Origin of the sequence: Leptospira kmetyi serovar Malaysia str. Bejo-Iso9 (genome assembly GCF_000243735.2) — a bacterium.
In the GTDB taxonomy this organism is placed as follows: domain Bacteria; phylum Spirochaetota; class Leptospiria; order Leptospirales; family Leptospiraceae; genus Leptospira; species Leptospira kmetyi.
Genome location: NZ_AHMP02000003.1, coordinates 1,138,161 through 1,151,426, shown reverse-complemented (window position 1 = coordinate 1,151,426; position 13,266 = coordinate 1,138,161). Strand labels below are relative to the sequence as shown.

The 13,266-nt window shown below is 40.9% G+C and carries 12 protein-coding genes; all 12 read left to right on the top strand.

All coding sequences use genetic code 11. The features are described 5' to 3' along the window. The first annotated feature begins 36 nt into the window (after positions 1–36). The 12 genes from LEP1GSC052_RS07730 to neuC all read left to right on the top strand — a co-directional run bounded on the left by LEP1GSC052_RS07730 (position 37) and on the right by neuC (position 13,259). Positions 37–1,086, top strand: a complete 1,050-nt coding sequence (locus tag LEP1GSC052_RS07730) for an N-acetylneuraminate synthase family protein (protein WP_020986614.1) — start codon at positions 37–39, stop codon at positions 1,084–1,086. 4 nt (positions 1,087–1,090) lie between these two features. Next, positions 1,091–2,443, top strand: a complete 1,353-nt coding sequence (locus tag LEP1GSC052_RS07725) for a glycosyltransferase family A protein (protein WP_010575227.1) — start codon at positions 1,091–1,093, stop codon at positions 2,441–2,443. After that, positions 2,433–3,176, top strand: a complete 744-nt coding sequence (locus tag LEP1GSC052_RS07720; RefSeq protein ID WP_010575226.1) for an acylneuraminate cytidylyltransferase family protein — start codon at positions 2,433–2,435, stop codon at positions 3,174–3,176. The genes LEP1GSC052_RS07725 and LEP1GSC052_RS07720 overlap by 11 nt, the downstream gene beginning before the upstream one ends. After that, on the top strand, positions 3,173–4,141 hold the full coding sequence (locus LEP1GSC052_RS07715; protein WP_010575225.1) for an NAD(P)-dependent oxidoreductase: 969 nt from the start codon (positions 3,173–3,175) through the stop codon (positions 4,139–4,141). The genes LEP1GSC052_RS07720 and LEP1GSC052_RS07715 overlap by 4 nt, the downstream gene beginning before the upstream one ends. Continuing rightward, on the top strand, positions 4,142–5,248 hold the full coding sequence (locus LEP1GSC052_RS07710; RefSeq protein WP_020986792.1) for an acyltransferase family protein: 1,107 nt from the start codon (positions 4,142–4,144) through the stop codon (positions 5,246–5,248). A 142-nt stretch (positions 5,249–5,390) separates the two neighbouring features. Beyond that, positions 5,391–7,250 (top strand): transferase TIGR04331 family, encoded by a 1,860-nt coding sequence (locus LEP1GSC052_RS21230; RefSeq protein ID WP_020986736.1) that lies wholly within the window; start codon positions 5,391–5,393, stop codon positions 7,248–7,250. Positions 7,251–7,388: 138 nt separating this feature from the next. Then, positions 7,389–8,285: a putative 2OG-Fe(II) oxygenase gene (locus LEP1GSC052_RS07700; RefSeq protein ID WP_020985745.1), complete on the top strand. Its 897-nt coding sequence runs from the start codon at positions 7,389–7,391 to the stop codon at positions 8,283–8,285. Between the two features lie 11 nt (positions 8,286–8,296). Then, the gene (locus LEP1GSC052_RS07695; RefSeq protein WP_010575219.1) at positions 8,297–9,295 is read left to right on the top strand and encodes an NAD-dependent 4,6-dehydratase LegB; all 999 of its coding nucleotides are present in this window, start codon (positions 8,297–8,299) and stop codon (positions 9,293–9,295) included. After that, positions 9,295–10,467 (top strand): LegC family aminotransferase, encoded by a 1,173-nt coding sequence (locus LEP1GSC052_RS07690; protein WP_010575218.1) that lies wholly within the window; start codon positions 9,295–9,297, stop codon positions 10,465–10,467. The genes LEP1GSC052_RS07695 and LEP1GSC052_RS07690 overlap by 1 nt, the downstream gene beginning before the upstream one ends. Positions 10,468–10,476: 9 nt before the next feature. Further along, the gene (locus LEP1GSC052_RS07685) at positions 10,477–11,097 is read left to right on the top strand and encodes an acetyltransferase (protein ID WP_010575217.1); all 621 of its coding nucleotides are present in this window, start codon (positions 10,477–10,479) and stop codon (positions 11,095–11,097) included. Between the two features lie 3 nt (positions 11,098–11,100). Beyond that, complete coding sequence (gene neuB / locus LEP1GSC052_RS07680) at positions 11,101–12,102, top strand: N-acetylneuraminate synthase (protein ID WP_010575216.1); 1,002 nt, start codon at positions 11,101–11,103, stop codon at positions 12,100–12,102. Continuing rightward, entirely contained in the window at positions 12,099–13,259 is a 1,161-nt protein-coding gene (neuC, locus tag LEP1GSC052_RS07675; RefSeq protein ID WP_010575215.1) for a UDP-N-acetylglucosamine 2-epimerase, read from the top strand. Before neuB ends, neuC begins: the two co-directional genes overlap by 4 nt. Positions 13,260–13,266 lie beyond the last annotated feature (7 nt).

The window sequence follows — 13,266 nt, the reverse complement described above, 5'->3', positions numbered from 1 at the left end:
ATTTTCTATAGTATTTTTTAAGATTCGGTAAAGTAAATGTATATAAAATTGTTTGATCGAGAGGTCGGCGAAGGTAAGCCGACATTTATCATTGCAGAAATTGGATTGAACCATAACGGTTCTATGGAAATTGCAAAAAAGCTAATTGATGTTGCTTTTGAAAACGGATGCGATGCGGTTAAGTTTCAGAAGCGCGATGTAAAGAATTTAGCGATAAATTCGTTCTTAGACACGCCCGATAATCGGTTTCCCGAATTCGGCAAAACATACCGTGAAGTGCGAGAATATGTAGAATTTACGGACGATGAACTGCTTGAACTAAAGGAATATTCGGCGACCAAAAAAATTCATTTTTTTCTAACCCCGTTTGATTTAGAATCCGCTAAAACGGTTGAAAAGTTGAATATCGAGGTTGTGAAAAGTGCAAGCCACAATTTAACCTTTATACCACTGATTAAAGCCATAGCAAAAAGCAAAAAACCTTTAATAATTTCGACCGGAATGTCAACTTTAGAAGAGTTGGATCGTACTGTTGCGATCGTTAAAGAGGCAGGTTGTCCATTTGCTCTGCTTCACTGTGTTTCCGCTTACCCGACTCCATTAGAGCTTGTTAATTTGAAACTGATTGATTTTTTAAAAGAGAGATATGGAGTTCCGGTTGGATATTCAGGTCATGAAGAATATACGGCAAATAATCAAGCTACGATCGCTGCTGTTGCAAGGGGAGCTTGTATTGTAGAAAGACACGTCACGCTCGATAATAATATGATGGGATTTGATCATAAAATTTCTTTAAATCCACAAGATTTAAAAACTTTGGTGTTAGCGATTCGGAATATTGATAAAATGATGGGCAACGGAGTTAAGACGCTTTTACCCGAAGAAAAAGTGAAACGCGATCAACAACGAATCTCCATTGCTACGAAAGTTTCGATTAAAGAAGGAAGTAAGATCGAAGAATCGATGCTTTCATTCAAAGGACCCGGAACCGGATTCGCGAGTTATGATTTGCCTAAATTGATAGGTAAAATCGCTGCTGTGAACATTCCTGAAGATGTTTTAATTCTTCCGGAGATGATTCGTTAAAATCATGGCTGAAATTTCAATCATTGTTAGAACGAAAAACGAAGAGAGATGGATTGCTCATTGTCTTCGAACGCTTTTAAATCAAGACTTTAAGGATTTTGAAATTATTCTCGTTGATAACGAAAGCACCGATCATACGGTTCAAGTTGCTAAAAGATTTCCCGTCTCCAAGATTGTGAACATCTCCAAATTTAAACCAGGGCTGGCAATTAATGAGGGAATTAGAGCGTCCTCCGGAAAGTTTATCGTTTGTTTGTCTGCACATTGTATTCCTAAGAAAACGGATTGGTTAACAACTCTTAGAAAGAATTTTGATGAGAATGATAATTTTGCAGCCGTATACGGACGACAGTTGCCGTTAAGTTTTACTGATCCGGTAGATAAAAGGGATTTGTTAATCGTATTTGGACAAGATAGAAGAATTCAAATAAAGGATTATTTTTTTCATAATGCGAATAGTATGTTTCGCCGAGATGTATGGGAGAGGTTTCCCTTTGATGAATCCGTGACGAATATAGAAGATCGTGTTTGGGGAAAGGTAATTACGGAAGCTGGTTATCAAATTGTCTATGATCCGGAAGCATCGGTCTATCATTATCATGGCTTACACCAGGGAAATTCGCCAACTAGAGCCAAGGGCGTTGTATCCATAATTGAGAAGGTTGATAGTGATATTTTCGCCGAATTACCTGAGTCGCTTACTCCCGAAGCGATCAATGTCGCCGCAATTTTGCCAATCCTTAAATCGCCGGAATCGAATACTGAAGAGTATTCCCTTTTGAAGAAGCTTTCGAAAGATCTTGATAAATCAAAGTTCATCAATCAGAAATATCTAGTATCAAATGACAAAAAAATTGCTGATGAATTCGGGTTTACTTGGATCGATAGAAAGAAAATTTCCGAAGACGCAGAAATAAGCTTGGATGACTTGATGAAGCAAGTTTTGCATTTGATCGAACAAAATGGAGATTATCCTGAATCTTTACTTTACATAAATCATGATTATCTTTTCAGACCAGAAGGGCTATTTGATGAACTCATTATAGATGCTCAATATAAAGGCTGCGATACCGTATTTCCAGGACTGGTTGACTTCGGTCATTATTGGATTCAGAATCAGGAAGGTGAATTTTTAGAATCAGATTCTTCATTAAAATCGAGATCGGAAAGGAATCCTCAATTTAAAGCAATGTACGGCCTCGGATGTATAACAGCATCTTGGGTTGTTAGAAAAGGAAAAATGGTTTCTGGGAAAATAGGAATCCTTCCTATAGAAGACGTAAAAGCTTCTTTTCGATTTAAGGAAGTTGGTTCAATCGAATATACGAATAAAGGTAGTATTAAGAATGTCGAGTAAGCCGAGAATCCTCGCAATTACTCTTGCAAGAGGTGGATCTAAATCCGTTCCAAGAAAGAATATTAGAAAAATATGTGATATTCCTTTAATCGCTTACACAATAGGTGAGGCAAGACGTTCAAAATGGATCGATCGATATATTGTCTCTACGGATGATGTTGAGATACAAAAAGTTGCAGTTGAATATGGGGCTGAGGCTCCTTTTTTACGTCCCGCCGAGTTCTCAACCGATACTGCATCTTCTGCATTCGCCCTTCAACATGCTGTAAATTGGGTGGAACAGGATGAAAACGGAAGATACGATTTTATAATTGAGTTAATGTGCACAAACCCACTTAAAACGGTTGATGATATTGATGCGTGTATTGAAAAGATAATCAATACCGGAGCCGATTCGGTTATTGCCGTACATAAATTGGATGATCATCATCCAATTCGCATTAAAAAAATTGTGGATGATAAAATCGTCGATTTTTGTCTTCCTGAAGTTCCGGAAATGAGAAGACAGGACTTGAAACCTGACGCTTACATCCGTAGCGGTTCTATTTATGCCCTTACAAGAAAACATTTAATGGAGGATGGAAGAAGGTTCGGCTCTGAAAATAGTAGACCATATATTCTTTCACCCGAAAAAGCCGTAAACGTAGATACGGAACTGGATTTTCTCGTCGCAGAAAAAATTCTTCAAGATTCACCGAGAACCTATATAAAACCGGTAGGTAATAGTAATTGAAGCTTCCGAAGATTTTGGTGATTACTCCGATCCGTCATATCGCAGGAGTTTGCGAAACCTTGGAATCATGCGGAGAAGTTACGTATTTGGATGACCCTTCCGAAGGCGAAATGATTTCTTTGATTTCCGAGTTCGACGCAATTTTTACGAACCCTAATAAATCGAAGGTTTATTTGGGAAAGAACGTATTGGATGCTGCGAAAAAGCTTAACGTAATTTGTACCGCTTCCACGGGTACTAATCATATTGATAAGAGTTATGCTTCTATAAAAGGAGTTACGGTTTTATCCTTAACGGAAGAACGTGAGGTTATCAATCGAATCAGTTCAACCGCCGAACTCGCCTTTACGTTAACTATGGTTTGTTTGCGTAAAGTGGTTCAAAGTCATCATAATGCTTTGCTTGGTGAATGGGATTATACTCAATATATTGGTCGACAGATGAATTGTCTTACCGTAGGAGTAATTGGTTACGGTCGATTGGGAACTTTTTATGCGCATTATTGTAGATCTTTTGGAGCGAACGTATTAATTTATGATCCATACAAAAAGGTCGAGGTTGAAAACTTAGAACAAGTGGATAACATAGACTCTTTATTGAGTCGAAGTGACGTTATTTCTCTTCATGTTCACGTTTCTAATGAAACGTTGGGATTGATTGACTCTGAGAAACTTTCAAAAATGAAAAAAGATGTCCTTCTCGTGAACACTTCAAGAGGTGAGATCATAAATGAAGTTGATTTAGTCGATTTTCTTAGAAAGAATCCAGAAGCATCTGTAGGAGCCGATGTTTTGGCCGATGAAATTCGCGATCGATTGAATAGTCCGTTACTTAAATATGCTCAAGAAAGTAAGCAGGTGATTTTGACGCAGCATATCGGTGGAATGACAAGAGAAGCGCAGGAAATCGCCTACGGACATGCAGCAAAACGTTTAAAGAATTTCTTCAAAACTTTGAAAGAATAAATGACCAAAATTCCTTCTTTAGATATCCTAAGAGCGATCGCTTGTCTTTTGGTATTATTCGATCATCTATTTAGTGTTCCTCTTTTTGCTAAGAATTTGTTTGTAGAGGTGTTGCCCTTCACTGTATTCTTGCAAGGCGGTTTTATTGGTGTTGATATTTTTTTCGTTTTGTCCGGGTTTTTAATAACTGGAATCTTATATGAAGAATATGAAAAAAAAGGAAATATTAACTTTTTCCGTTTTTATGTTCGACGATTCTTACGGCTTTATCCGGCTATTGTGGTAGCTTTTTTCGTTTTTGCAATTCCTATCTATTTAAATGCGGGTTGGAAACAATGTATATTAAATTTCGGTTATTTATTTACATACACCACTTTGCTTCCTAAATACTTCGAGGTTTTGAATTTTTTTCCGCGACCGGTTTTTTTTCCTACCGGTTGGAGTCTTTCTATTGAGGAATTTTTTTATATATTTTTCCCGTTATCTTTTGCGATTATTCTTCGGTATTTAATCAGATATTTCACTTTTTCACTCATCTTAGCTCTTTTCAGTATTTATATTTCGAATCAATATCTAAATGGAGGAGCGTATCATAATCCTATTTGGCATATGTTTAGTATTTCATTGGGAAGTTTAGGTGCGTTGGCCTTCAAGAAAAAGCCAAATCATTTTATGGAAGCCTATCTCTTTCAGTATTTGCAGTCCATCGGAAGATCGAAAAAATGCTTTGTTCTGTGCGTTATTGTTATCGCACTATTTTTCTTTTTTACTTCTCCTAAAGCGAGTTCTCTTTGGATTTTCGGTAGTCCGATCTTATCTTTGTCGATTCTTCAAGTTGTAATTCACCTAACTGTTGCTAATTATATGATACTTGAAAAATTAAGATTCCTCCGATGGATCGGAACAATTTCCTATGGACTTTATCTTTTTCATTATCCTATATATTCTTTAATGGGGAATTATTTCATTTCGCGCGGGAACGTGCAGGGTGAAGGTTTCGTTTTTTGGTTTTTGATAGATTCATTGAATTTGCTACTTACCTTTTTCTTAGCGAGTATTAGTTTTTATTTTATCGAGAAAAAAGCCTTAGCTTTAAGACCGATCTGAATTCGCGTTTTATAGATTCAATTATGAATCTATTTGAATTCGATTTCTTTAATTAAACTCAAATAATTTCCTCCACTTAAAATCTTGGCCATTGGCCAATTTCCCCGTAGATTCTGTAGTATGTAATTTTCGCGTAGAAGATATGGATGAAAGAACAAATGCACAAAATAATTTTTATGTTCTTCGTGCTGAAGGACGCTTTTCTAATGAGATTAGTTTAAATTCTTTTGAAAATCAGAAGGGAGTGGCGATTTCGAAAGAATTAATTGAACGATTTTCTCGAACATGCGCAGAGTTGAGCAATCAACTGATTCAAAACATTGCAAATCAGGTATTTTTTGATGCTACGAAATCTATTCCTCTGAAATCAATTGAAATTTTGATTCGCAGATCCTTGTTACCGATTGTTCATTTTTATTGGAATCAAGTCATGCGAATTCACCTTCTTGCTTCCGAAAATAGTAATCTCAGTATTTATTCATCCGAACAGAATTGGGGATCAATTGAAATCCCTGAAGAATTCGATAAGAGAATACTCGATCAGAATTTTAACGAATATTTTATTCTATATTTATCTCGAATTTGGAAATTTCTAATTCAACCATCAGAATCTCTAAATTGGATAAATGTGAATTCAAAAGTAAAAGCCAGTCTAAAAAACTCGCCTAAAAACAACTTGTTCTCGCTTGGAAAAAGCGTAAAGTTTAAGAATCGCTTGATTCGATTTATCGAAAGAATTTTCGAGAGAGTTTATCCATTTCCACGGTTTCCGGTATTGACGTTTGCCAATTCGGAGACGGCTTTAAGGTTGAGAGGGATGTATCTCTTCCATTTTAGGTGGATCGTTTCTCGTTGGCAGTTCCCGCAGCTCCAAGTCGATTCAAAACTTCGAGAAAGCGTCTTTCAGAAAGGTTTAAAAATCGATTCCGGCTTAATCGATTTTTTGAAAGAGATCGGTCTCTCGGATGAAAAAATCAAATCCGCCTTTGAATTATTTAAGGAATTCGTAATATCTTATTTTCCGGTTCAATTTTTAGAAGGTTTGAACGAAAACTATGAATTTGCGTCTCGATGTTTTCGGAAGAACGATCGGAAAGCAATTTTTTCTTCGGGGGACGGAGATACTTTTTCCACGTATATCATCGCATTCGCAAAAGGTAATGGCTATAAAGTCGTAAAAGCGCAGCACGGCGGTCATTACGGCTATTACCGTGACAATCGTCCTGCATTGGATATCGAATTGCCGGCAACTGACGTTTTTCTGACTTGGGGATGGACTCGAATGCATGAAGAGCCCCAGTTGAGGCACATTGAATGTATTCCGATGCCATCACCTTGGCTTTCCGAAAGAAAAAAGTATTGGAGTGATTATCGAATCGACACTCCTAAAAAATACGATCTCCTTTGGATGCCTCAAATGATGAAACGGTTCATAGGAGCGCCGCAAGGAGCTTCGAGCATCCGGCGAGATGTGATTCAAGAATTTTCCCGCTCGATGATCGACATAGCCAAAGGAATCAAGCGCTTCGGTCTCACCGCTTTTGTTAAACCTTATAACGCTTTGACGGTTTCTTTATTGGAGAATACGTATCGTCGAGTTCAGGAAGAAGGATCCGACTCCGTCGTTATATCTGATACATATGATAAAGGGTTGACCTTAGAATTACTCGGAGAGTGTTCGATCGTTTTATGGGATCAACCTGGAACTGGTTTTCTGGAATGTTTGTCCTGTGGTATTCCTACTCTTGTATTGTGGGATCGCATTTATTGCGAAGAAGAGGAATGGACTCGGCAGGATTTTTCTATTTTAGAAAAACATAAAATCGTTCATCGATCCGTTGAAACGTTACTTGAGGAGGCCTCTCTTCTGACGAACAATCCGGTTGCTTGGATGAACGAGTCCTCAAGAAAGGCTGCGGTGAATCTATTCTGCAATCGATACGCTCTGACGAGCGCTGATTGGAGTGCGGATTGGAAAGTGTATCTCAAATCACTTAAGTAAGTTTTTGTTTATTAGAAAAATTTCATCAATCAGTTTGTGATTGCTTTCGTTAAAACCGGGCCTCTTTCTGGAACGATTCGGAAGAACGCGTCCAAATAAATTCGATTCTCCGAAAATCAAGAATTGAAGAAGTCTTTTATGCAAGAGAATAGAGTTGTAAATAATATCAAAGCGCATGGGTTTTCGGTCGGAAATTCCAGGATTTTATCCGAAGAAAAACACAAAGAATTGGAACAAATCATAGATCGTTTGTTCGAGAGTTCGTCTGCGCAAAAGGATTACTCGTCCAATGCACCCGTTTTGTTATCGTTAGTTGGTGTTGATGCTCGTCTGGACTCCTTATTGGAAGAGATTTTAACAAATGTATCGATTCGAGAAACGCTGAAATGGATCGTCGGAGACGACTATAAAATTTGGGAAATCAGCGCTCGTTATTCTCTACCGGGAGATAACGGTTTGGGGCTTCATCAGGACGCTTGGGGGCAGATGAATCTTGCTTTTGCCCTTAACGATCAGCAAAACGGGGAAGGATCGACGGCTTTTCTAAAAGGATCGCATCTGTTGCCTCGATGGTCGAATTATATTTCTTGGAAAAGACCGAAGATTGCAAATTTATTTACTGTTCCTTTGATTTTGAAAAATAGTGATTACGCTTTTTTCATCAACAGAACATGGCATTCTCGGCGGAAAAATGGGGGAGGCGAGGTAAAGAAGATTCTTCTTTTCGGTTTTTTTCCGAACGGCGGAACGTATAAACCCCTTTATCAAGACAGCGTAAAGAATATTGATCCGTCGTGCAAGGAATTGATTCGAAGAATCGATACGACGGACGGTGCGAAAAAACTGAATTCGACCCATATACAAGTTTTATCTCGGACTCAACCGGAGTTCGCGCCGTATTCGACTCTGATCGAGGAAGGTTTGCATTTCAATTTTCGAACTCCTTGGATCTATCTTCAGATTCTTTTGTTGGAATCGATTTTTAGACCGATGCGGATCCTGTTCGGAATTTATAAACTCATCCTCAAAAGATAATCGGCGCATTTATGAAAAAAATATTAGTGACCGGCGCGGACGGTTTTATAGGTTCTCACTTGACCGAAACCCTGGTGAGACAAGGATACGACGTCAAAGCATTCGTACTTTATAATTCTTTTAACTCTTGGGGGTGGCTGGATTCGTGCGAAGCTGACGTAAAAGGTAAGTTCGAAGTTTTTGCGGGAGATGTCCGCGATCCGAACGGTGTGCGAGCGGCCATGAAAGGATGTGATTCCGTTTTACACTTGGCCGCTTTGATTGCGATCCCATATTCTTATCATTCTCCGGATACGTATGTGGATACGAACGTGAAAGGAACTTTGAACGTGGTTCAGGCCGCAAAAGACTTAAACGTTTCCAGAGTGATTCATACTTCCACGAGCGAAGTTTATGGAACCGCTCGTTTCGTTCCGATTACGGAAGAACATCCGTTGCAGGGGCAATCCCCGTATTCCGCGAGTAAGATCGGAGCCGATCAGATTGCGATGTCCTTTTATTCTTCCTTCGGTACTCCGGTTTCCGTGATCCGTCCTTTCAACACGTACGGGCCAAGGCAATCCGCGAGAGCCGTGATCCCTACGATCATTACGCAGATCGCAAAGGGTAAGGAAAAAATAAAGTTAGGCGCCATTCATCCAACCCGCGATTTTAATTTCGTAAAAGACACCGTTTCCGGTTTTATAGCCGCGTTGAAGTCTGATTCGTCCGTCGGCGAGGTGATCAATTTAGGAAGTAATTACGAAATTTCAGTCGGTGACACCGTCAGAACCATCGCCGAAGTGATGAAGGCGAAGGTTGAAATCGAATCCGACGATCAAAGATTAAGACCTGAAAAAAGCGAAGTGGAACGATTGTGGGCGGCAAACGAAAAAGCCAAAAAACTTTTGAATTGGGAGCCTTCCTACGGGGGGTTGGACGGTTTTCGAAAAGGCATTTTGGAAACCGTGGAATGGTTTTTAAATCCGAAAAATCTCGCTCAGTATAAAACAGATATTTATAATATTTAATGTCTTCCGATTTTAAACCGTTATCAGATCGAATCGTAAAAGCGATTCGAAACGTCGTTGGGAACTCTCCCGTTGTCCTTCACGAACCTACTTTTTCGGGAAACGAATGGCAATACGTCAAGGAATGTATCGACTCGAGTTTTGTTTCTTCCGTCGGTAAGTTTGTGGATCGTTTTGAAGCGGAGTTGGCGGCCTTTACGGGGGCGAAACATGCGGTCGCGGTTGTAAACGGCACGGCCGCTCTTCATGTCGCATTAAAACTTGCCGGTGTTAAACAGAACGACGAAGTATTGATTCCTTCCTTAACGTTTATAGCGACCGCAAACGGTGTTTCTTATTGTGGTGCGATTCCTCATTTTGTGGATAGCGAAGAGGCGACTTTGGGGATGGACCCTAAGGCTCTGCGAGATTATCTTTCTTCCGTTGCCGAAATTGCAAACGGCCAATGTATAAATCGCTCCACCGGTAGAGTGATTCGAGCGATGGTTCCGATGCATACGTTTGGACATCCGGTCGATCTGGACGGAATTCTTTCGGTTGGCCGCGACTTTCATATCGAGATCGTCGAGGACGCCGCAGAATCCTTGGGAAGTTATTACCAAGGACGTCATACCGGAACGTTCGGACTTTTGGGAACTCTTAGCTTTAACGGAAATAAAACCATAACGACGGGCGGCGGCGGCGCCATACTTACGAACGATTCGGAACTCGCGAAGAAGGCAAAACACATAACGACTACCGCGAAATTGCCGCATCGTTGGGAATATGTGCACGATGAAATCGGTTATAATTATAGAATGCCGAACATCAACGCGGCCTTGGGATGCGCTCAACTCGAACAAATGCCCGGTTTTCTAAAAACGAAAAGAGAACTTTTTCAAAAGTATAAGGAATCGTTCGACTCTATTTCGGAAGTATCCGTCTTTGAGGAACCGAAGGGTTCGCGGAGCAATTACTGGCTTCAGACTTTGGTTTTATCTAAGAATGTTTCGGGCGCTCGAGACGAAATTCTTACCGCAACGAACGACAACGGAGTGATGACCCGGCCTTGCTGGAGAATGCTTCATAAATTAAAACCTTTTTCCGATTGTCCGAAAATGGAACTGAACACCGCTCTTTCTTTGGAGGAGAGGTTGATCAACATTCCGAGCGGCTCCGGTTTGTTAACTTAGAAATTATAGATGAAAGAACCAATCCTCCTGATCGGTGCGGGCGGACATACCCGATCCTGTATCGACGTGATCGAATCGCAGGGAAAGTATTCCATATTCGGTTTGATCGGTTCAGAACAAGAATTAGGAATCGAAATTCTCGGTTACAAGGTATTAGGAACCGATCAAGATTTAGAAAAATTGCATAAAGATTGCGGCCGAGCGATCGTTACCATAGGACAGATCAAAAATTCAGAACCGAGAATTCGGATTTTTCGACGTTTGAAAGAAATCGGTTTCGAATTGCCCGCGATCGTTTCTCCGATCGCGTACGTTTCGAAACATTCTTCGATCGGAGAAGGTTGTATCATAATGCACCAAGCGATCGTAAATTCGAACGTTAAAATCGGCGATAACTGCATCATCAATTCCAAAGTGCTTTTGGAACACGACGTCAAGATCGGAAATCATTGTCATATCTCTACGGGCGCGATTTTAAACGGAGAAGTTTCGGTTGGCGACGCTTCCTTTATCGGAAGCGGTTCCGTGATTCGGGAAACGGTTTCGATCGGCGCGCATAGTCTGGTCGCTATGGGAAGTAGGGTCATTTCCGATCTTCCGGAATTTTCCAAATATACAATCAAAATTTAAATTATGAAAACCTTAATCATCGCCGAAGCGGGAGTCAATCATAACGGAGATATGGATCTTGCCCTTAAGCTGATCGACGCGGCTTCGGAAGCGGGCGCGGATATCGTCAAGTTTCAGACTTTCGAGGCCGAAAGATTGGCCACTCGATCCGCAAAAAAAGCGGATTATCAAACCGCGACGACAGGTTCCGAAGAATCGCAATTCGAAATGTTAAAAAAACTCGAATTGTCGAAGAAGGATCATGAAATTCTAATACGACGTTGTAAGGAAAAGAAAATCGAATTTCTTTCCACTGCGTTCGATCCGCAAAGTCTTATTTTTTTGGAAGGACTGAATTTAAGCAGATATAAGATTCCTTCCGGGGAAATCACCAATCTTCCCTACGTTCGAAAAATCGGAACGTTGGGGAAGCCTGTAATCCTTTCGTCCGGAATGTCTACGTTAGGCGAAATTGAATCTGCGATTTCCGTTTTGGAAAAAGCCGGAACAAAACGGGAGAATATAACGGTTCTGCATTGTAATACGGAATATCCGACGCCATTCTCGGATGTGAATCTTTTAGCGATGAGATCGATCGCGGAATCTTTCAAAGTACAAGTCGGATATTCGGATCATACGGCCGGAATCGAGGTTTCGATTGCCGCAGTTGCGTTAGGCGCTTCGGTCATCGAAAAACATTTTACTCTGGATCGTTCGTTGCCCGGACCGGATCATAAGGCGAGTTTAGAACCGGAAGAATTGAAGACGATGATACGATCGATTCGCAATATTGAACAATCCTTAGGCGACGGAATCAAAAGGCCGAGTCAAAGCGAAGCGAAGAATATTTCAATCGCACGCAAGTCCCTCGTTGCAGCGAACCCGATTCGATCGGGAGAAATTTTTTCCTATGAAAATCTTACGGCCAAAAGACCGGGGAACGGAATTTCTCCGATGCGTTTGGACGAGATCGTGGGACTCAAAGCAAAGAGGGATTTCTCCGAGGACGAATTGATCGATCTATGAAAAGAAAGATTTGCGTCGTTACCGGAACCAGAGCCGAATACGGATTGCTCCGTACTCTGATTCGTAAAATTCAGGATTCGACAAAACTTGAATTACAAATCGTAGCGACCGGAATGCATCTTTCTCCCGAGTTCGGTTTAACATATCGCGAGATCGAAGCGGACGGTTTTAAGATCGATAAAAAAGTCGAGATGCTTTTGAGCGCGGATACGTCTGTAGCGGTTTCCAAATCGATCGGTTTGGGAACGATCGGTTTTGCCGACGTTTGGGAAGATTTGAATCCGGATCTGATCGTCGTATTGGGAGATCGTTTCGAAATATTCTCGGCCGTTTCCGCCGCGATGATCGCGAAAATTCCCGTCGCTCATATTCACGGCGGAGAAATCACCGAAGGCGCGTTCGACGAATCGATCCGTCACAGCATCACGAAGATGTCTCAGATTCACTTTACCGCCGCCGAAGAATATAAGAAAAGAGTAATGCAGTTGGGGGAAAACCCCGAAAGAGTCTTTAACGTGGGCGGTCTCGGAGTGGACAGCATTCGAAGTCTGGATCTGATGAGTCGAGAAGATCTGGAATCCTCGATCGGATTCAAGTTCGGAGCGAAGAATCTATTGGCGACTTTTCATCCCGAGACCTTGGATGAAAAAACTCCCAAGGAACAATTCGAAGAATTGCTGAAGGCTCTGGATCGACTGCCGGATATCTCCCTTCTATTCACTCTACCGAACGCAGACACGGGAAGCCGGGAAATCATTTCATCGATTCATGATTTTGTTGGGAAGCGTAAAAATGCGATCGCATTTTCGTCCTTAGGACAGAAACGTTATTTTTCTTGCATTCGATTTGTCGACGGGGTGATCGGAAATTCCTCCAGCGGTCTTTTAGAAGTTCCCACTTTTCGGAAAGGAACCGTGAACATAGGCGGAAGACAAAAGGGGCGACTGAAAGCGGAAAGCGTAATCGATTGCGAACCGGAAGAAACCTCCATTTTGCGGGCCTTGGAAAAACTTTACTCAAAAGAATTTCAAGACGCTTTATCCGCCGTTAAAAATCCTTACGGAGAAGGGGACGCAACGTCCAAAATCATAAACGTTCTGGAGAACGTTTCTCTGGATCAAATTATAAAAAAGAAATTCTTCGATCTTTCCTTTTAAACGAAAA